Genomic DNA, 20,211 nt, shown 5'->3' on the forward strand with positions numbered 1-20,211 from the left:
AGCCGGCCCGGTCATTCTGTGAGTGGCGGGGCTTGCTTCTCGACGAATTGCTGGTTAACGTGCTGATACTTATCGATGCAGGGCGGTGTAAGCCGCGAATATTTCCATGAATACCCTAGATATCCAGATGCACATCGCCGACAAGCTAGCCGGGCGGCGGCACCTGTTGGTCGCCTTCAGTGGCGGCCTGGACTCCACCGTGCTGTTGCATGCGCTGGTGCAGTTGCGTGCCACGCGCCTGCCTCAGCTCCGCCTGCGGGTGGTACATGTGCATCATGGTCTGAGCGCTTTCGCCGATCAGTGGGTGGAGCATTGTGAGTCGGTCTGTCACCACTGGCAGGTGCCGTTGCATGTGTTACATGTGCAAGTGGACACCCAGCGTAATAGCGTCGAGGCGGCGGCACGCGATGCCCGCTATCGCGCTATCGCGGCGTTGATCGGCAGCCACGAGACGCTGCTGACCGCCCAGCATCTGGACGATCAGTGTGAAACGTTCCTATTGGCACTCAAGCGTGGCAGCGGGCCGACCGGTCTGTCGGCGATGGCCGAAAGCATGCCCTTCTTCGCCACTGAACAGCGGCGCCCTCTGTTAGGATTGTCCCGACGTCAGCTACTGAGTTACGCGCAGGCACACCACCTGACCTGGGTCGAGGATGATAGCAACGCCGATGCCCGCTTCGACCGTAACTTCCTGCGTATGCGCATCGTGCCACTGTTGCGCGCGCGCTGGCCACACTTCTCCGAGGCGGTGGCGCGCAGCGCTAGCCTGTGTGCCGAGCAGGAGCAGTTGCTGGATGAGCTATTGCTGGAGTCGTTACAGGCGTTGATGAGCGAGGATGATTCGCTGAGTGTCGACGGATTACTGCCGTTGTCCGAGGCCAAACGCTATGCGTTGCTGCGCCGTTGGATCGCCTGTTTTGGCGTCACCATGCCGACTCGTGAGCAGTTACAGCGCCTATGGCATGAGGTGGCCTTGGCGCGCGACGATGCCGAGCCACAACTGCATCTGGCGAATAGCCAGATCCGGCGCTTCCGCCGCCGTCTCTACCTATTGCCCGCGATGCGCTCGTTACGTGACGAGGTGTTGTCGTGGGATCCACGCCAACCGCTAAGCCTGCCCGATGGGTTGGGCGAACTGCAGCTGGGCTCTCGCGGGATCGCCGTTCGCGCGCCAGCGGCCGATGAGGCCGTCTCCATCCGTTTCTGTGCACAAGGGGTGCTGCGTATCGTCGGTCGGCGTCATTCTCGACCGATTAAAAAAATCTGGCAGGAGTTGCATATTCCACCTTGGGAGCGTGAACGGACGCCGATGCTGTATTATGGTGAGCATCTGATCGCCGCCTTGGGCGTCTTCGTTACCCAGGAGGGGCAAGCTGTCTCTGAAGATACGGCATGGAATATTCATTGGACGAAGGACTGGATGTAACAGGCGGGAGCAGTGTGCCCCCCAGGAGAAGAGAGCGATGAGAGTGAGATTGGGCGCGGTGCTGGTGTTGGCGTTGGCGACATCCTCCTGGGCGCATGCCGCGGGGGATAGCCTGGCCGGGCAGAAGAAGTCGGCCACCTGTGTGGCCTGTCACGGTGCGCAGGGGCAAGGGTTGCCGCCGATGTATCCGGCGTTGGCTGGACAGAGCGCGAGCAAGCTGGTCGAGGCGATGCAGGGCTATAAAGAGGGTACGCGGCAGGGCGGTCAGGCGGCGATCATGTCGGCCTATCTGGCACCGCTGAATAGCCAGGATATCGAAAACATTGCCGCTTACTATGCGAGTCTGAAACCGGCGGCCAAGCCGTGAGTGGTGGGGCGCATTGGTGCGCCCCGGCTAAGCGGTGAGGGTAGCCGTTACGACAGGCTAATCGTGATGGTGCCTAATTGGGGGTGGCTGAAGCTGGCGATGTGATCCAGGCGCAGCTCACGGCTCTCGCCCTGATGGGTGATCAGCAAATACTCGACATGTTTGCGTGAGATGAGGTCGCTCGCTAGGCCCTCCAGTGTTTCACCACTACGCAGGACAATGTGTAAAACCAGTCGATGCTGGCAGGCGAGTTCGAGGTTGTCGTAATCATCGCAATTGATGGCTTGGTACTCTTCAGTCGTCGACATAATCACTCACCAATAAGTTCGCGGCGGCATAGGCCGCCTGTTCCCTAACGGCTGATGGCAGCTGTTCATCGGCTGCGACCGCATCCAGTGCCTTTAAGGCACACCCTATTGCATCGGGGATATAGCCGAGATCCCCGCTGGCGATCTCGGCATATCTACGCCGAACCAACGCAGAGTACTGTTGCAACGTCTTCTCCTATAGAGCGTAACCCGCTGGTGCTATCAGGCAAGCCCTTCATCGCGATGGCCTGCCCGCATAGATGATCGTGGGTGACTATATCACAGCCCCGAGCACCTCCACAGCGGGGGAGCGGCGGGCATGACGATAAAAATGCGCTTTTCCTTCGGCCTAAATTCGTGCCGCCGGGTAAAAACGGGTAAAATGGCGTAAAGATACGAAACGGGGAAGCCAATGGCACTGAAGGCAACGATTTATAAGGCCAATGTCAACATCGCCGACATGGATCGGCACCATTATCAAGATGCGACACTGACGTTGGCGCAGCACCCTTCAGAGACGGAGCAGCGCATGATGTTGCGCCTGCTGGCCTGGTGTTGCCATGCGGATGAGCGCCTGACCTTCACCAAGGGGTTATGTGCGGATGATGAGCCAGAGCTGTGGCTGCGTAACGATTATAACGGCGTCGAGCTGTGGGTTGAGCTGGGGCTGCCGGATGAGAAACGTCTCAAAAAGGCCTGTGCGCTCTCGCGTCAGGTGGTGCTGTATGCCTATAGTGAGCGGGCGGCGCGCGTCTGGTGGCAACAGAACCAGTCACGGCTAAGTACACTGCGTCCGCTAAGTATCTACTTTATCACCGACGAAGCGTTGAGCCAGCTGGCGGCACTGGCTACCCGAACCATGACGCTGCACGTCACACGTCAAGAGGGGCAGCTGTGGGTTTCCGACAACGAACACAGCGTCGAGATTACGTTTGACGTGTGGCAACAGGGCGCCGCCTGAGATGTTGCAGATCAACGCCCACCTGGTCATCCCCGATCGGGAGATCGTCCTGAGTGCGATTCGCGCCCAGGGTAACGGGGGGCAAAATGTCAACAAGGTCTCCAGTGCCATCCATTTGCGCTTCGATATTCGCGCCTCAAGCCTGCCGCCAGCTTACCAACAGCGGTTACTGGCGTTGCAACATCATTGGATTACGGACGACGGCATGGTGGTGATCAAGGCGCAGTCGTTCCGTACTCAGGAACAGAATCGGGCCGACGCCTTGGCGCGGCTGGCGGCCTTGATCCGCCAGGCGGGCGTGGTGGAAAAGACGCGTCGTCCCACGGCGCCGAGTCGGAGTGCTCGGCGGCGGCGTACTGATGAGAAGAGTCGGCGCGGAGCGGTAAAATCGCTGCGTGCGAAGGTGTCGTTGGAGTAGTCGATACCTTGCCTTTTGGGCCTCGTCGTCCCCCGAGTTGAGCGGGACGGTGAATGCCCCATTTGATATTTTATTCGTTGACACAGTAGGAGATAAACTGTGGGAAAACTGGCTATTTCGCTGCTGTTGGCGGCGGGGGTGATTACGCTATTCGGCTGCCATGCGCGCACACAATATGCCGAGCAACCCCTGGTGCCGATGGCGCAGAGTTTTCAGGGCATGCTACCGTGCGCCGATTGTGGCGGCATGGAGATGTCGTTATTTTTGGATAAGGACGGCAGTTTCGTCCTTAAGTCGACCTATCGCGCGACGCGTGACGGCGATCGGAGCTTCGCCGAGTATGGGCGCTGGCAGCGTACCGCCGACCGCTTAGTCTTGATCGGCAGCGATGGTGAGAAGCGCTATTTCCGCCCGGTGGGGAACGACATGCGCCTATTGGACAGTAGCGGCAACGAGATCGACTCGCCGTTTAACTATACCCTGAAGGCCTCGGCCTCCCCGTTACCGGTGACGGCGATGACCTTCAAGGGAATGTACCTGTATCAGGCCGATGCAACCACCTTTCATGACTGCGCCACCAATAACGTCTATCCGGTGAGCTCGACGGCAACGTTGGAACAGGCCTACCTGAATGCGCGCCCGTCGCCGGGGCAGGCGGTCTATGTCGAAATAGAGGGGCACTTCGCGGTGCTCCCCTCGATGGAAGAGGGACAGGTGGCCAAGACCCTGGTACCGGATGGCGAGGCCCGTTTCGATGCCAGCGGCCACTGCCGCTAAAGGCTAAAGAGGGCGGGCGGAAGCCCGCTTATAATGAGTCGCTGTGGTAGAGTTGGACAAACTTATCCCACAGTTGCTCTTCGCTCTCGATGTGGGCCGGGTCGGGAATGATCGTGTTGTCGATCGGGCACACCTTGAGGCAGGTTGGTTCGTCGTAGTGGCCGACGCATTCGGTACAGCGCGCCGGATCGATCTGGTAGATCTGTTCCCCCATCGTAATGGCTTGATTGGGGCACTCCGGTTCACACATGTCGCAGTTGATGCATTTCTTGGTAATCAGTAACGCCATTCTTTTCTCTTAAAATCTATTAAATATCATCATGATATGTAGATTTCGTCCCTGTCTGCCATCGTACGCGCAGTATTCTTGCACAGTCCGGCTGAGATTGAAAAAGCTTTCTACGCGCGATGTCTTACGCTCAGAGTAGCGTCTTGACCAGATCGCGGCTATCACGAATATGCTGACAGGCCAGGTCGGCGTTCTGTTGCACCAGCCCCATATACAGCAAATCGGTCAGCGCACCCTGGGCCACGCGCGAGGAGATCGCCATTGCCTGGATGGCGTGATCGTCGGTGACGGTATATAGCGTCAGATCGGCTAACTCCTGTAAGGAGTTGGGGGGGAAGCCGGTCAGCGCTAAGACCTGCGCGCCGCAGCGTCGCGCCATGGCGGCGGCCGTGTTGACCTCTTTGCGCTCACCGCTGTAGGAGATGGCCATCAGCACGTCTTGTGGCTGCATGGCATGCGCGCAGGCGATCTGAACGTGTGCGTCGGACTCGGCATAGGCGGCCATACCGATCTGCATCAGTTTGTTGGCTAAGTCTTTAGCGACTAAGCCCGAGGAGCCGAGCCCGGCGATGATGATACGGCGGGCATTGAGCAACATCTTCAACGCCTGTTGCAATTGCTCTTCATGGTTAATGGTCATGGTAGCCTGGAGGGCCGCGATCTTCTCCGCCATCAACTTCTCGCCGACCAGCTTGAGCGAGTCCTGGCGCAGGATGCCGTGGTGGATCGGGGTTTCTCCACTCGGCGTTTGATGACGCATCAGATAGGCGGCGATATCCTGTTTCAATGCCGGAAAACCACGGAATCCAAGCTTCTGTGCGAACTTGACGACGCTGGATTGGCTAACCCCGAGGGTATCGGCCAACTCCTGGGAACTCTGCTTCACTAAACGCTCCGGCGAGGCCAGGATAAAGTCTGCCAGTTTGCGCTCGTTCTGCGCCAGTGAATGATAAAGCTGCTTTATTCTCACCAGACTGCTCATAAATATCCCCTTTGCATGCCAGTCGATAGTTTGCCATAGTCGACGCCATGAACGTAAACCCTGCTTGCTATTGCAGCTCACCACCTCGGTGCGGGTTTGCGCGTCTCTGACGGTGACGAAAGGAGGGCGACCGATGTCACAACGACATCATGCGACGCGTCGGCAGGTATTTTTCGATTTGGACGGAACCTTACACCGCCAAGATCTGTTCGGCTGCTTTTTACGCTTTCTCCTGTGGCGCCTGCCCGCTAATTGGCCCCTGGTAGTATTGTGTCTCCCCCTGGTCGCCGTGGGACTGTTGGCGGGGGGGCGGGCGGCACGGCGGCCGATTAGCTTGTTGCTCTGGAGCATCACGCTCGGCCATAGTGAGGCCACCTTACAGGCGCTGGAGGCCGCGTTTGTCGTCGCGTTTCGCCCCCGCTTACAGCCTTTCCCTCAGGTTCGGGCGCGGCTAGAGGCGTATCTTTCCTGCCCAGAGACGCGAGTCTGGTTGTTGACGGGCTCACCGCAGCAACTAGTCGAACAGGTCTATCGTGATAGCGGCTTGTTGCCTCGTTTGACGTTGATTGGCACACAGATTCGGCGTCGTTATGGTGGCTGGACCTTGACGCGTCGTTGTTTGGGGCAGGAGAAAGTACGCCAGCTGGAGCAGGTACTAGGCCGCCGGTTCCAGCTGTATAGCGGTTATAGCGATAGCCGCCAGGACGACTGTGTATTGCGTCACTGCCGCTTCCGTTATCGGATCGATCGTGACGGCGCGTTACACCGATTACCTTGAGGCGCGCCCCGCCGTGGAGATGGGGAGGCGCGCGATCCGCGTTACAGCGCGGCGCGGAAGATCGCCACGATCTCCGCATGGCTAGCTTGGATCGGGTTGGTTAAGCCACAGGCGTCTTTCAACGCGTTATTGGCCAGGGTATCCAGATCTTCCTCGCGCACCTTTAATTCGCGTAGACCGGCAGGGATCGCCACGTCGTGTGCCAGGCGGCGGATCGCCGCGATACAGGCATCGGCGCCTTGCTCATCGCTCATCCCTTGTACATCGACGCCCATCGCCGCGGCGACATCCTTCAGCCGGCCGGCACAGGCTCGGGCGTTAAACGCCTGGACATGAGGCAGCAGTATCGCATTGCAAACACCGTGCGGCAGATCATAGAACCCGCCCAACTGGTGGGCCATGGCGTGCACATAGCCCAGGGAGGCATTATTGAAGGCCATCCCGGCGAGGAACTGGGCATAGGCCATCGCCTCGCGTGCGGCCATATCGCCCCCCTCATTCACGGCGGTGCGCAGATGGGCGCTGATCATCGTGACCGCCTTCAAGGCACAGGCATCGGTGATGGGCGTCGCGGCGGTGGAGACGTAGGCTTCGACGGCATGGGTCAAGGCGTCCATCCCCGTGGCGGCGGTCAGCCCTTTAGGCATACCGCTCATCAGTTTGGGATCGTTGACGGAGAGAATCGGGGTAACGTGTTTGTCTACGATAGCCATCTTGATGTGGCGTTGCACATCGGTGATGATGCAGAAGCGCGTCATTTCGGAGGCGGTGCCGGCGGTGGTATTGATGGCGATCAGCGGCAGTTGGGGATGCTGCGAGCGATCCACCCCTTCATAGTCGCGGATATCGCCACCATTGGTCGCCACGAGGGCGATCCCCTTGGCGCAATCATGCGGCGATCCGCCCCCCAGGGAGATCACACAATCGCACTGCTGCTCGCGCAGCAACGCCAGCCCTTCGGCAACGTTCTCGGTGGTGGGGTTAGGATGGGTCCCGTCATAGACCACGCTTTGAATGCCGCCCTCGGCTAACAGTGCCTGTACTTCCGCGACGACACCGAGACGATTTAGCACGCTATCGGTGACGATCAACGCTTGGCGGTAACCATACTCTTTCATCGTGGCGGTGGCCTCGTTCAGGCAGCCGCTGCCGATCATGTTCACACTCGGAATAAAAAACGTTGAGGTTGCCATCGACAACTCCTTTCATGTTATTTAATTAACATGAAAGATAGCTGTTTCAGGGTGAATTACAGCGATCTTGCGCACGGAATGGTGAAAATTAAATATTTAGGTAACTAACAAATGTATTTCTTTTGTATTGTTTAGTCATTATTTATTGATTATTTGTTTGTTTTTATTGTGTTTGGCGTATTTTCTTGTCACGGCAGCGAGGAAGAGGGGAAGGGCGGTACGCGCAGTGACTGGGCGTGCCGCCGACTAACTGTGTGATTATTTTACCATCTCTTGGCTTTTTGCTACCTGTTTCAGGCCGCCTTCATTGATGGCGTGCTGGTAACCCATCTCTTGCAATAGCTGTTGCGCCTTGCCGGATTGATGTCCGCTGTTGCAGTACAGATGTAGCGTGTCGTTTTTATCTTGGGTCAGGCTGGCGATGCGTTGTTCCATCTGGCTGAGAGGAATGTTGTGAGCGCCTTTGACGTGCTCTTGCTGGTACTGCTCTGGTACACGGACATCGATCCAGTACTCTGCGGCCCAGAGTGGGGCTGAGGCGGTCAGTAGGCCAGCCAGCAATAGTGCGTGTTTCATGCGCCGAATTTGTGCAAACATCCAGGTATCTCCGGTAAATGGGGGTCATTGGGTGACGATGGGCCGATGGCGTTTTGCCTGGCGATTCGCCAACGCCTAAGCGATAGGCGACATATAGTATGTCTGTGATGTTTTCGCTGTCTGCTGCGATGCCAGCAAAATTGAAATAACGCTAATGGGAGGAGAGGGCTGTGTATAATGCGCGCCGGAAACCGAAGGGGGGATGGTGTGACACAACACGATGATAGTTACTGGATGCGCCGGGCGCTGGCGTTGGCAGAACGGGCCCGAGCGCAGGGCGAGGTACCGGTCGGTGCCGTGTTAGTCCTGGATGATCAGGTGATCGGCGAAGGGTGGAACCGGCCTATTACCCGTCACGATCCGACGGCACATGCCGAGATCATGGCGCTACAACAGGGGGGCGCGGTATTACAGAACTACCGCCTGCTGGAGGCGACGCTGTATGTGACATTGGAGCCATGCGTGATGTGTGCCGGGGCGATGGTGCACAGCCGTATCCGGCGTCTGGTATACGGTGCGAGTGACTTGAAAACCGGCGCCGCCGGCTCGTTACTCGATGTGCTCGGTCACCCGGGAATGAATCATCGCATCGAGGTGTGTGGTGGGGTGTTAGCCGAGGCGTGTGCGGCGCAATTGAGTGATTTTTTTCGCCAACGGCGGGCCCAGAAGCGCGCCGAGCGCGAGGCCCGGCGTCAGGCTGCGCCCGATGAGGGGGCGCAGGAGTAGCCGATCGTTACAGGGTGAGGCGATTGGCACTTAACGGCAGTGCGGCGTTACCGCGTTGCGCTAGCAGTGCCAGACGGGTCGCCTCGGCCGCCTCGCGCTTTTCCTTCTCCTGTAGATAACCGCGTAGGCTGACGGTATAGCGGCGAATATTCTCCACATATTGATAGGCTTCGTGGCCACGGGCGTAGCCATAGTTGAGCCGCTGATAGTATTTCTTCTGGCTCAGCAGCGGCAGACGTTGCTTAACGTCGGCCCAGCTATCGGGATCGCCCCCTTGCTGCTGGGTCAATTGGCGCACATCCAACATATGGCCGTAGCCCATGTTATAGGCGGCCAGGGCAAACCAAATCCGCTCATCTTCCGGGATACTCTCGGGTAGCTTGCTCATCAGACGCTCCAGATAGAGCGAGCCGCCCGCGATACTCTCCTCCGGATCGAGGCGATCCTTGACCCCCAGCCCCTCCGCGGTGGCCCGCGTCAACATCATCAAACCGCGCACCCCGGTCGGTGAGGTCGCCTGCGGATTCCAATGAGACTCTTGATAAGAGACGGCGGCCAATAGGCGCCAATCCATGGTGCGCGCGTGCTGGGTGAAGAACTCTTGCAAGGTCGGCAGCACGTTGTCGATGGCGGCGAGGAAGGTCCGTGTATCGACATAGTCGAAGCTGCCGACATGGCCGATATACTTTTCCTCCAGGCGCGCCAAGGTACCGTCTTCGGCGCTCTGACTGAAGAAGTCGAGCATCGCCGCATACAGGCTGTCGTCTTCATTACGATTGAGGTACCACATCACCGGCTCTTCATCGCTGATATCGAAGGCTACCGCGACCTGGGGATGAATACGCTGGAACAGGGCGATAACCATCGAGTCGGCCACCGTATAGTCCAGTTTCCCGTCGGCCACCTGCTTGAGGAGGTCGTTCGCCGAGAGGCGATCGCTATGCTCCCATTGCAGCTGGGGATACTTTTCCTGGCGATAGTGGTTCAGGGTGGTGATGTGCGCCGAACCGGATTGCACCTTGAGGGTGCCATTCAGTTCGCCGAGGTTGCGCGGACGCGCCTTACCCTGGCGATACACCAACTGTTGTGAGACGGAGTAGTAGGTCGGGCCGGTGCGGTAACGCTGCAGTCGCTCACTGTTGTAGAGCAATCCGGCGGCGATCAGATCGGCATCGTTGCTCTCCAGATCGTCGAACAGCTTGGGCAGGGCGGGGCGCACAGTCACGCGCAGCTTCACCCCCAGATAGTCGGCGAAGCGTTTAGCCAGCTCATAATCCAACCCGGAGAGCGTGTTGCCTTCGCGCTGGTAACTGAGCGGAGAGATGATGGTACTGACGCGCAGCTCTCCACGATCGAGAACCTGTTGTAGCTGATTTTCATTGCCGCTGCGCCACGGAATGTTGGGCCACAGGGCTAACGCTAAAAGCGCGCAGACAATACCGATAAGGTAATAATTATATTTTATACGTTTCAAATAGTTATCCCATGACGGTCTAGCGGGATGCGAGTGCTGGTGTTAAACGTGGAATAAAGGTCAAACCAAAAAAACAGGCGCATTTTGCTTAACAAAACGCCAGTGTGCAACTTTAACCGCATTTTGGGTCAATAAATAGGCGCTCAGGGCTATTTACAAGAAAGGCTACGCAAACGGTTTCGTCGCGCTGGGAGATTCACTATAATGGCGCCGGTTTCCCCCTGTTTCGCCCATTGAGGCGGCTGTAAACAGCTTCCTCGCAGACGAGAGAATTAAATCATCATGGAAATTCTGCGCGGCTCTCCCGCTCTATCGGCCTTTCGTGTTAACCAACTGCTCTCTGCCTGCCGGGATGCATCCCTGCCGGTGAACGCTATCTATGCTGAGTACATGCACTTTGCCGATGTCAGCGCGCCACTGGACTCCGCGGCATACGCGACCCTACAACAATTGCTGACCTACGGGCCGTCGCAAGCCACGCATGCGCTGTCGGGACGGCTACTGTTAGTCACCCCGCGTCCGGGTACCCTTTCGCCCTGGTCCTCGAAGGCGACCGATATCGCCCACCACTGCGGGTTGCATCAGGTTCGTCGCCTGGAGCGTGGTCTGGCCTACTACATCGAGAGTGAGCCGCTAAGCGATGCGCAATGGCAAGCGTTACAGGATCGGCTGCATGATCGCATGATGGAGTGTGTGTTCACCGATCTGGATCAGGCCCAGCAGTTATTTACCCAGCACGAGCCGCAGCCGGTGCAGTATATCGATATCCTGCAAGGGGGCCGGGCCGCCTTAGAGGAGGCTAACCTGCGCCTGGGGCTGGCGTTGGCGCAGGATGAGATGGACTACCTAGTGACGGCGTTCACCCGCCTGGAGCGCAACCCCAGCGACGTCGAGCTGTACATGTTCGCTCAGGCTAACTCCGAACACTGCCGCCACAAGATCTTCAACGCCGACTGGGTGATCGATGGTCAGACCCAGCCCAAGTCGCTGTTCCAGATGATCAAGAATACCTATCAGCAGACGCCGGATTACGTATTGTCGGCCTATAAGGACAACGCGGCGGTGATGGAGGGATCGGCGGTCGGGCGCTTCTTCGCCGATGGCGAGAGCGGGCGCTATGACTTCCATCAGGAACCCGCGCATATTCTGATGAAGGTTGAGACCCATAACCATCCGACGGCGATCTCGCCCTGGCCGGGTGCCGCCACCGGCTCAGGTGGGGAGATCCGTGATGAAGGCGCGACGGGGCGTGGCGCTAAACCCAAGGCGGCGCTGGTCGGTTTTTCCGTTTCCAACCTGCGTATTCCCGGTTTTGAGCAACCTTGGGAGCAGGATTTTGGCCGCCCGCAGCGTATCGTCAGTGCCCTGAATATCATGACCGACGGCCCGTTAGGGGGCGCCGCGTTCAATAACGAGTTTGGCCGTCCCGCGTTACTGGGCTATTTCCGCACCTATGAGGAGCAGGTCGCCAGCCATAACGGCGTCGAGCTGCGCGGTTACCATAAGCCGATCATGCTGGCCGGTGGCCTCGGCAACATCCGGGGCGAACATGTCCAGAAAGGGGAGATTGCCGCCGGCGATCAGTTGATCGTGCTGGGGGGACCGGCGATGAACATCGGTCTGGGCGGTGGTGCGGCCTCGTCGATGACCTCCGGGCAGTCGGACGCCGATCTCGACTTCGCCTCGGTACAGCGCGATAACCCGGAGATGGAGCGACGCTGCCAGGAGGTGATCGACCGTTGCTGGCAGTTGGGCGAGGCCAACCCGATCCGCTTTATCCACGATGTGGGCGCGGGCGGCCTATCCAATGCGATGCCGGAGCTGGTGAGTGACGGCGGTCGCGGCGGGCGTTTCGAGTTACGCGATATTCCTAATGATGAGGCGGGGATGAGCCCGTTGGCGCTGTGGTGTAACGAGTCGCAAGAGCGCTATGTCTTGGCGGTCGCGCCACAGGATCTGCCGCGTTTCGCCGCCATCTGTGAGCGTGAGCGCGCGCCCTACGCGGTGATTGGTGAGGCGACGGAGACACGCGAACTGACCTTAAGCGATCGCCACTTCGCCAACCGACCAATCGATATGCCGCTCGACGTGCTGTTGGGCAAGACGCCGAAGATGACGCGCCGGGTCGATACCCTGCATGCGCCGGCCAATGTCTTGGATCGTGGCGTCATCGAGATCGAGGAGGCGGTTCGACGGGTGTTGCATCTGCCAGCGGTAGCGGAGAAGACCTTCCTGATCACCATCGGCGATCGCAGCGTGACCGGCATGGTGGCGCGTGATCAGATGGTTGGCCCCTGGCAGGTGCCGGTGGCCGATTGCGCGGTCACCTGCGCCAGCCTGGATAGCTACTACGGCGAGGCGATGTCGTTGGGCGAGCGTGCCCCGGTGGCGCTGCTCGACTTCGCCGCCTCGGCGCGTCTGGCGGTGGGAGAGGCGCTGACTAACTTGGCGGCCTGTCACATCGGTGACATTAAGCGCGTCAAGCTCTCTGCGAACTGGATGGCGGCGGCGGGACATCCCGGCGAGGATGCCGGCCTGTATCAGGCGGTCAAGGCGGTCGGTGAGGAGCTGTGTCCGGCGCTGGGTCTGACCATTCCCGTGGGCAAAGACTCCATGTCGATGAAGACCCGCTGGCAACAGGATGGCGAGGAGCGTGAAATGACCGCGCCATTATCGCTGGTGATCACGGCTTTCGCGCGCGTGGAGGATGTACGCCGTACCCTGACGCCACAACTGCACTGCACGCAGCCGAACGCTCTGCTGCTGCTCGATCTGGGTGCCGGGCGTAACGCCCTGGGGGCCAGCGCCTTGGCGCAGGTGTACCGCCAGCTGGGGGATATCCCGGCCGACGTGCGCGACGCCGCGCAACTGGGGGCTTTCTTCGCCGCGATGCAACAGTTGGTGGCGCAGGGGCTATTGTTGGCTTATCACGATCGCGGCGATGGCGGGTTGTTGGTGACCCTGGCGGAGATGGCCTTCGCCGGCCACTGTGCGCTGGATATCGACATCGCCACGTTGGGCGAAGATACGCTGGCGGCCTTGTTTAGTGAGGAGTTAGGGGCGGTGATCCAGGTGGCCCAGACCGATCTGGTCGCGGTGCAAGCCATCTTGGCCGAGCACGGTCTGGCGGCGATTAGCCACGAGATAGGCCAGGCGATGCCAGGCGATCGACTGCATATCCGCCATGGCGCGCAGCCGGTATACGACGAGAAACGCTCGACCTTACGCGCCTGGTGGGCCGAGACCACCTGGCAGATGCAACGCCTGCGTGATAACCCGCATTGCGCCGATCAGGAGCATCAGGGCAAGCTGCTAGAGGAGGATCCTGGGCTAAACGTGGCGTTGAGCTTCGATCCGCAAGAGGACATCGCCGCCCCCTTCATCGCCCGCGGGGCGCGTCCGCGCTTGGCGGTGCTGCGTGAGCAGGGGGTGAACTCGCACGTCGAGATGGCGGCGGCCTTCCATCGTGCCGGCTTCGAGGCGCTGGATGTGCATATGAGCGACATTCTCGCCGGGCGCCTCACCCTGGATACCTTCCAGGCGCTGGTGGCTTGCGGAGGCTTCTCCTACGGCGATGTGCTGGGCGCCGGTGAGGGCTGGGCCAAGTCTATCCTGTTTAATCCGCGTGCACGCGACCAGTTCGCCGCCTTCTTCCAGCGTCCGGAGACGTTGGCGCTGGGGGTGTGTAACGGCTGTCAGATGATGTCTAATCTGCGTAGTTTGATCCCGGGGGCTGAGCTGTGGCCACGCTTCGTGCGTAACGTCTCCGAACGCTTCGAGGCGCGATTTAGCCTGGTTGAGGTCAGCGATAGCCCCTCCCTGTTCCTGCAGGGAATGAGCGGGTCGCGCCTGCCTATCGCGGTGTCACACGGTGAGGGGCGGGTCGAGGTACGCGACACGGCTCATCTGGCGGCCTTGGAGCAGCAGGGATTGGTCGCTCTGCGCTATGTCGACAACTTCGCCCAGGTGACCGAACGTTATCCGGCTAACCCGAATGGTTCGCCGAATGGCATTACCGCCTTGAGCAGCCAGGACGGGCGGGCGACGGTGATGATGCCGCATCCGGAGCGCGTATTCCGCAGTGTGAGCAACTCCTGGCATCCGGCCGAGTGGGGCGAGGATGGCCCGTGGTTACGCCTGTTCCGCAACGCGCGTCGGGCGCTGGGCTGAGCCGGCCTGCGCGGCTGGCGTTTCGGCGCTGGCCGTGCGGTGCGCCAGTCGGCGGTGATCGACTGGCGCGCTGAACAGATTGCTCCTAATATTACAGAATATTAATCGCTGCTACTTTTTATTTGTCGGCAGTTGTGTAACCATATTAGTGGTTGCTCATTCAACTCTTTATGTCAGCGCCTTGATGGCCGGCTCCATAAAACCTCGAATGACGCCATTAGCACGGTGCCTACCGTCCGGAAATATCGATAACAGTCGCTTCGGCGCTTTATCAGGCACAGGACGACACGTTGAGTGAGGCGCTACCTATTCTTACCCTGTGCCAGATTGGCGCGGGTCGCGTACCGGGTTACTCCCCGGTGGCAATCATCAGGCCCGCCGGCTTCGTCCCGTCGGGCTTTTCTCGTTCTGGGCGCTCGGGTAGCATGTGGCGACCCGTTTTCTCGCTTCGCGCCGGGAGTGATGCTGCATGTCATGGCCCCAATTCCCTCGTTCTCTCCGTCAACTGGTCTTGTTGGCCTTCTTGTTGGTGCTGTTGCCGCTCCTGGTGTTGGCCTATCAGGCCTACCAGAGTCTGAATCATCTGAGCGCACAGGCCGCCGACGTCAATCACACGACCCTGAGCGATGCGCGGCGGAGCGAGGCGATGGCGGTGTTAGCGCTGGAGATGGAGCGTAGCTATCGCCAATACTGTGTGCTGGGCGATGAGCGTCTCGCCGCGCTCTATCAGCGTCAGCATGCGCAATATCGCCAACTGTTGGAGCAGCATGCCGCGTTGTTGCCCGATGGGAGTGACTATCGGCAACTTGACGCGCTATTGACGCAATTGGCTCAGCCGCAGTGCGTGAATAGCCTGCCGCAGACGGAGGCCGATGCGGCGCTCGCTCGCTTCTCGCAAGCCAATGGCACGATGGTACAAGCGACACGCAATGTGTTGTTTAGTCGGGGGCAGCAGTTGCAACAGGCAATCGCCGAGCGCGGGCGTTACTTCGGCTGGCAGGCGCTGGTGCTATTCCTGGTCAGCGTGTTGTTGGTCGGGCTATTTACTTGGATGATTATCGGCCCGGTGAAGGATGTCGAGCGGATGATCCGCCGTCTGGGCGAGGGGGAGACGCTGGGGCGGGACACCCCCTTTCGCGGGCCTCGCGAGATCCGTACGCTGGCTCAGCGTATTCTCTGGCTGAGCGATCGCCTCGCCTGGTTGGAGTCGCAGCGTCATGAGTTTTTGCGTCACCTCTCCCATGAATTGAAGACACCGCTGGCGAGCCTACGCGAGGGCACGGCGTTATTGGCCGATGAGGTCGCCGGGCCCTTGAGTGTCGATCAGCGCGAGGTGGTGACCATCCTGGATAGCAGTAGTCGCCATTTGCAGCAACTGATCGAGCAATTACTCGACTACAACCGCCACCTGGCCGATGGTGTCCCGACCTTATCGCCGCTGGATCTGGATGCGCTGGTGCAGCGGGTCGTTTCTGCCCATCGGCTCCCGGCGCGCGCCAAGGGGATGCAGACACAGAGCGATCTGCGTGAGCGCCGCTGTTTGGCGCAACCGGTGTTATTAGAACGGGTACTGGAGAATCTCTACTCCAATGCGGTGCACTATGGCGCGGAATCCGGTACCATTTGGCTGCGTAGCCGTCGGGAGGGCGCGTGCCTGGTGATTGAGGTTGCGAACCAGGGAACGCCGATCCCTGCCGATGAGCAAGCGATGATTTTTGAGCCTTTTTTTCAAGGGAGTCAGCAGCGTAAGGGCGCCGTTAAGGGTAGTGGTCTGGGGTTGAGCATCGCTCGGGACTCACTGCGTCGTATGCATGGCGACTTGCGTCTGGTGGCGGATAGCGAGGCCGATGTCTGCTTCCGCATCGAACTCCCGTTAGCGAGATAACAGTAAGTATGCGTACCTGGTTGCTCCGCGCTCCCTCTCTCCCGCGTTTATGCCGTCTGTTGCCGTGGTTGCTGCTGCTGTTGCTCGGCGGGTGCCGAGGCACTGGCGAGCACAGCGCGAATCCGCCGGGTAGCACCAAGGTCAATGCCAGCACGGTACACGGTGATTATCAACAGGTCGCCTGTGCGACGTTGTGGCGCGAACAGGCGCCGTCGGCGTTGGCCAACGGCCTGTACTGGCTGCGTGCCATGAGTTGCGCGCAACAATTAAACCGCGGCGAGGCTCGCGCTCAGGCCCACCGTTTAGCCGGTGAGAGTTGGTCGGCGGCGTTGAAGCAGAGTCTCTTGATCGGGCGCGCCGAGCCGAGCCTGGCCGAACGTCGCCAAATCCTCGACCGCCTGGCGGCCCTCTATGGCCAATTTCCGCCGTCGTTACAGCCGTTGATCCAGCTATGGCGTAGTCAGCAGGCGCAGATCCTTGCCCTGGCGGAGGAGCGGGCGCGTTATCAACGTCTCCAGAGCAGTAGTGAGGCGCAGCTGGAAGGACTACAGGCGGAGTGCCAGCGCTGGCAGACGCAGCTGGAGGAGACCCAGCGCAAGCTGGAGAACCTGACGGATATCGAACGCCAACTCTCCGCGCGCAAGCAGATCGTGCCAGAAGGTCGAACAGGGGGCGCGGCATCGCCGAACGCCAGCGGCGAGACGAGTAAGGAGCCATAACGGATGACATCAACCCACGCCGCCCAGCTGTTGCTGGTTGACGATGATCCCAGCCTGCTGAAACTGTTAGGCATGCGCCTGAGCAGTGAGGGCTTTCGGGTGGCGACGGCCACCAGTGGGCAAGAGGCATTGCGGCAGTTGGCGCGTGAGCCGATCGATTTGGTGATCAGCGATCTGCGCATGGATGAAATGGATGGTATGGCGTTGTTCAGCGAGATCCAGAAACGCCAGCCGGGGATGCCGGTGATCATCCTGACAGCGCATGGCTCGATTCCCGATGCCGTTGCCGCCACCCAGCAGGGGGTGTTCAGCTTTCTCACGAAGCCGGTGGATCGTGACGCCTTATACCAGGCGATCGACGACGCCTTGAGCCAATCGCGTCCTCAGGGCGGCGATGAGGAGTGGCGCCAGGCCTTTGTCACCCGCAGCCCATTAATGTTACGGCTGTTGGAGCAGGCACGCCTGGTGGCGCAGTCCGATGTGAGCGTGTTGATCAATGGCCAGAGCGGGACCGGGAAGGAGCTGTTAGCACGCGCCATCCACCGTGCCAGCCCTCGCGCCGGGCGAGCCTTCATCGCCATCAACTGTGGCGCCCTGCCGGAGCCACTGCTGGAGTCTGAACTGTTCGGCCATGCTAAGGGCGCCTTTACCGGCGCCGTAAGCAGCCGCGAAGGATTGTTTCAGGCCGCCGCCGGTGGGACGCTGTTTCTCGACGAGATTGGCGACATGCCGTTGGCGTTGCAGGTGAAACTGTTGCGTGTCTTGCAAGAGCGCAAGGTGCGTCCGCTGGGCAGTAATCATGACATCGCTATCGATGTGCGTATCATCTCCGCCACCCACCGCAATCTGCCGAAGGCGATGGAGTTGGGCGAGTTTCGTGAAGATCTTTTCTACCGCCTCAATGTGGTCTCCCTACGTTTGCCCGCGCTCAACCAGCGCCCGGAGGATATCCCCTTGCTGGCGGTTCACCTGCTGCGTCAGGCCGCCGAACGCCACAAACCGCAGGTGCGCAGCTTTTCCAGTGGTGCGATGCGCGCCCTGGTCACTGCCGCCTGGCCGGGCAACGTGCGCCAACTGGTCAACGTGATCGAGCAGTGCGTGGCGTTGACCACGGCGCCAGTGATCAGTGAGGCATTAGTCGAACAGGCCTTGCAGGGCGAGAATAGCGCCTTGCCGACCTTCGTCGAGGCGCGTCACCACTTTGAGTTGCACTATCTGCGTAAGCTGCTGCAGATCACCAAGGGCAACGTCACGCATGCGGCGCGCATGGCCGGACGCAACCGGACCGAGTTTTATAAGTTGTTGTCGCGCCATGCGCTTGATCCAAATGATTTCAAGGAGTAAGGGAGCGGTGATCGCATTCTGAGCGGGAGGTTTTTGGCTCGGTGCGCATTCGTGGGCGCTAAACAAAGTCGTCGGAATGATTTACACTCCCTGCGGATTTTTATCAGTCAGGCTGCGGTATGCCGCGTGCGGCGCCCTGCGGCGTATTGGACAGCGAGTATTTATGAGTCGAACTCTCTCCATTGCACTGGCCCAGCTGAACCTGCTGGTCGGTGACATCGAAGGCAATGCCGAGCGTATGTTGGCCGCCATGGCGCAGCAACAGCAGGCGGGTGCCGATATTGTGATGTTCTCTGAACTGGCGCTCTGCGGCTACCCGCCGGAAGATCTGCTGTATCGCGATGACTTCCATCAGCGTTGCCAGAGCCAGTTGGAGCGTCTGCGCCAAGCCTCCGGGTCGATCGCCGTGATCGTCGGCCACCCCTGGCGTGAGAAGGGGGCGCTGTATAATGCGCTGTCGCTATTCGCCGATGGGCAGCTACAGGCGCGCTATTATAAGCAGCGCTTGCCTAACTACGGCGTGTTCGATGAGATGCGTTACTTTAGCGCCGGCGATACGCCGTGCGTTGTCACCCTGAAGGGCTACCGTTTGGGGCTCCTGATCTGTGAGGATGTTTGGTTCAACGAACCGGTGGATGCGGTCGCGGCCGCGGGTGCCGAGATCTTGTTGACCATCAATGCCTCTCCCTATAACCGCGAAAAACCCTACATGCGTAATACCCTGCTGGCGGATCATTGCCGTCGCACCGGGTTGCCGCTGCTCTACCTGAATCAGGTCGGGGGTCAGGACGAGTTGGTGTTCGATGGCTGCTCCAAGGTCTTCGATGCGCAGGGGCAGTTGACCCACCGTCTCGCCGCCTTTGACGAGCAGGTGACGCAGGTGCAGCTGGTGGAGACTCGGCCGCAACCGATGAGCGATCCGGCCAGCGAACTGCCTGCGTTGGCGCAGATCTACCGGGCGTTAGTCCTGGCGGTGCGCGACTATGTCGGCAAGAACGGCTTTCAGGGCGCGGTGCTGGGACTGTCAGGCGGCATCGACTCCGCGCTCACGCTGGCCATCGCGGTGGATGCGTTGGGCAAGGAGCGCGTGCAGGCGTTGATGATGCCGTTCCGTTATACGGCCGACATCAGCGTGGCCGATGCGCAGGAGCAGGCACAGACCATGGGGGTCGAGTTCGATATCCTCTCCATCGAGCCGATGTTCGATGCCTTCATGGGGCAGTTGGCGCCGCTCTTCGCCGGCACCGAACGCGATACCACCGAAGAGAACCTCCAGGCGCGTTGCCGGGGCGTGGTATTGATGGCGATCTCCAACAAGCGCCGTCGTCTGGTGTTGACCACCGGTAACAAGAGTGAGATGGCGGTTGGCTATGCCACGCTGTATGGCGATATGGCCGGTGGGTTCGATGTGCTGAAGGATGTGCCGAAGACCCTGGTATTCCAGTTGGCCAGCTACCGCAACACGCTGGGCTATGTGATCCCTCAGCGAGTGATCGATCGTCCGCCTTCCGCCGAGCTGGCACCGGATCAGGTCGATCAGGATAGCTTGCCGCCCTATGATGTGTTGGACGCCATCCTGCAAGGCTACGTCGAGCAGGATAAATCGGTGGCACAGCTGGTGGCCGATGGCTTCGACGAGGCGGTGGTGCGCAAGGTGATCCGTTTGGTGGACATCAACGAATACAAACGCCGTCAAGCCGCCGTCGGGCCTCGTATCACGGCGCGTAACTTCGGCAAAGATCGCCGTTATCCGATAACCTCCGGCTTTGGCCGCAAAAACTGGTGACAGAGGAGCAG

19 protein-coding genes are annotated in these 20,211 nt (G+C 59.8%); 12 read left to right on the plus strand and 7 right to left on the minus strand.

Annotation, left to right across the window (positions count from 1 at the left end; all coding sequences use genetic code 11):
* The first annotated feature begins 106 nt into the window (after positions 1-106).
* Both tilS and ACEQFP_RS03185 read left to right on the plus strand, forming a co-directional pair.
* Positions 107-1,426 carry a tRNA lysidine(34) synthetase TilS gene (tilS, locus tag ACEQFP_RS03180; RefSeq protein WP_005282988.1) on the plus strand — a complete coding sequence of 440 codons (1,320 nt, stop codon included), beginning with the start codon at positions 107-109 and terminating at the stop codon, positions 1,424-1,426.
* A gap of 37 nt (positions 1,427-1,463) precedes the next feature.
* Positions 1,464-1,793, plus strand: a complete 330-nt coding sequence (locus tag ACEQFP_RS03185) for a cytochrome c (RefSeq protein ID WP_005282990.1) — start codon at positions 1,464-1,466, stop codon at positions 1,791-1,793.
* A 47-nt stretch (positions 1,794-1,840) separates the two neighbouring features.
* On the opposite strand, the gene rof is transcribed toward ACEQFP_RS03185, so the two are convergent.
* Together rof and ACEQFP_RS03195 are read right to left on the minus strand one after the other, a co-directional pair.
* Positions 1,841-2,101: a Rho-binding antiterminator gene (gene rof / locus ACEQFP_RS03190; protein ID WP_005282992.1), complete on the minus strand. Its 261-nt coding sequence runs from the start codon at positions 2,099-2,101 to the stop codon at positions 1,841-1,843.
* Entirely contained in the window at positions 2,088-2,288 is a 201-nt protein-coding gene (locus ACEQFP_RS03195; RefSeq protein WP_005282993.1) for a YaeP family protein, read from the minus strand. The genes rof and ACEQFP_RS03195 overlap by 14 nt, the downstream gene beginning before the upstream one ends.
* Positions 2,289-2,513: 225 nt before the next feature.
* Between ACEQFP_RS03195 and ACEQFP_RS03200 the strand changes: the two genes are divergently transcribed.
* The 3 genes from ACEQFP_RS03200 to nlpE all read left to right on the plus strand — a co-directional run bounded on the left by ACEQFP_RS03200 (position 2,514) and on the right by nlpE (position 4,257).
* Positions 2,514-3,062, plus strand: a complete 549-nt coding sequence (locus tag ACEQFP_RS03200; RefSeq protein WP_005282995.1) for a YaeQ family protein — start codon at positions 2,514-2,516, stop codon at positions 3,060-3,062.
* Position 3,063: 1 nt separating this feature from the next.
* On the plus strand, positions 3,064-3,480 hold the full coding sequence (gene arfB / locus ACEQFP_RS03205) for an alternative ribosome rescue aminoacyl-tRNA hydrolase ArfB (protein ID WP_005282997.1): 417 nt from the start codon (positions 3,064-3,066) through the stop codon (positions 3,478-3,480).
* A gap of 99 nt (positions 3,481-3,579) precedes the next feature.
* Complete coding sequence (nlpE, locus tag ACEQFP_RS03210; RefSeq protein ID WP_005283000.1) at positions 3,580-4,257, plus strand: envelope stress response activation lipoprotein NlpE; 678 nt, start codon at positions 3,580-3,582, stop codon at positions 4,255-4,257.
* Between the two features lie 28 nt (positions 4,258-4,285).
* Here nlpE and ACEQFP_RS03215 read toward each other — a convergent pair whose 3' ends face one another.
* Complete coding sequence (locus tag ACEQFP_RS03215) at positions 4,286-4,546, minus strand: YfhL family 4Fe-4S dicluster ferredoxin (protein ID WP_005283002.1); 261 nt, start codon at positions 4,544-4,546, stop codon at positions 4,286-4,288.
* A 130-nt stretch (positions 4,547-4,676) separates the two neighbouring features.
* Positions 4,677-5,528, minus strand: a complete 852-nt coding sequence (locus tag ACEQFP_RS03220; RefSeq protein ID WP_005283004.1) for a MurR/RpiR family transcriptional regulator — start codon at positions 5,526-5,528, stop codon at positions 4,677-4,679.
* Between the two features lie 133 nt (positions 5,529-5,661).
* Between ACEQFP_RS03220 and yfhb the strand changes: the two genes are divergently transcribed.
* Complete coding sequence (yfhb, locus tag ACEQFP_RS03225) at positions 5,662-6,306, plus strand: phosphatidylglycerophosphatase C (RefSeq protein WP_068871846.1); 645 nt, start codon at positions 5,662-5,664, stop codon at positions 6,304-6,306.
* A 41-nt stretch (positions 6,307-6,347) separates the two neighbouring features.
* Here the strand turns inward: yfhb and yiaY are convergent, their stop codons facing one another.
* Positions 6,348-7,499, minus strand: a complete 1,152-nt coding sequence (gene yiaY, locus ACEQFP_RS03230; protein ID WP_047060357.1) for an L-threonine dehydrogenase — start codon at positions 7,497-7,499, stop codon at positions 6,348-6,350.
* A gap of 258 nt (positions 7,500-7,757) precedes the next feature.
* Positions 7,758-8,096, minus strand: a complete 339-nt coding sequence (gene pspE, locus ACEQFP_RS03235) for a thiosulfate sulfurtransferase PspE (RefSeq protein WP_035598968.1) — start codon at positions 8,094-8,096, stop codon at positions 7,758-7,760.
* Between the two features lie 207 nt (positions 8,097-8,303).
* Here pspE and tadA point away from each other — a divergent pair, with 207 nt between their 5' ends.
* The gene (tadA, locus tag ACEQFP_RS03240; protein WP_005294991.1) at positions 8,304-8,822 is read left to right on the plus strand and encodes a tRNA adenosine(34) deaminase TadA; all 519 of its coding nucleotides are present in this window, start codon (positions 8,304-8,306) and stop codon (positions 8,820-8,822) included.
* Positions 8,823-8,829: 7 nt separating this feature from the next.
* Here the strand turns inward: tadA and mltF are convergent, their stop codons facing one another.
* Positions 8,830-10,296: a membrane-bound lytic murein transglycosylase MltF gene (gene mltF / locus ACEQFP_RS03245; protein WP_035598971.1), complete on the minus strand. Its 1,467-nt coding sequence runs from the start codon at positions 10,294-10,296 to the stop codon at positions 8,830-8,832.
* 279 nt (positions 10,297-10,575) lie between these two features.
* Here mltF and purL point away from each other — a divergent pair, with 279 nt between their 5' ends.
* The 5 genes from purL (at position 10,576) to ACEQFP_RS03270 (ending at position 20,200) form a co-directional block, all read left to right on the plus strand.
* Positions 10,576-14,466 (plus strand): phosphoribosylformylglycinamidine synthase, encoded by a 3,891-nt coding sequence (purL, locus tag ACEQFP_RS03250; protein WP_098143390.1) that lies wholly within the window; start codon positions 10,576-10,578, stop codon positions 14,464-14,466.
* A 469-nt stretch (positions 14,467-14,935) separates the two neighbouring features.
* Positions 14,936-16,351 (plus strand): sensor histidine kinase KdpD, encoded by a 1,416-nt coding sequence (locus ACEQFP_RS03255; protein WP_005283031.1) that lies wholly within the window; start codon positions 14,936-14,938, stop codon positions 16,349-16,351.
* Positions 16,352-16,359: 8 nt separating this feature from the next.
* Entirely contained in the window at positions 16,360-17,070 is a 711-nt protein-coding gene (gene qseG / locus ACEQFP_RS03260; RefSeq protein WP_074428758.1) for a two-component system QseEF-associated lipoprotein QseG, read from the plus strand.
* A 3-nt stretch (positions 17,071-17,073) separates the two neighbouring features.
* Positions 17,074-18,414: a two-component system response regulator GlrR gene (gene glrR / locus ACEQFP_RS03265; protein WP_005283041.1), complete on the plus strand. Its 1,341-nt coding sequence runs from the start codon at positions 17,074-17,076 to the stop codon at positions 18,412-18,414.
* Positions 18,415-18,577: 163 nt separating this feature from the next.
* A complete protein-coding gene (locus ACEQFP_RS03270; protein WP_035598978.1) occupies positions 18,578-20,200 on the plus strand; it encodes an NAD+ synthase in 1,623 nt (540 codons plus the stop codon).
* The last annotated feature ends 11 nt before the right edge of the window (positions 20,201-20,211 follow it).

It is taken from the genome of Edwardsiella sp. A.80236 (assembly GCF_044540725.1).
Taxonomy (GTDB): Bacteria; Pseudomonadota; Gammaproteobacteria; order Enterobacterales; family Enterobacteriaceae; genus Edwardsiella; species Edwardsiella tarda.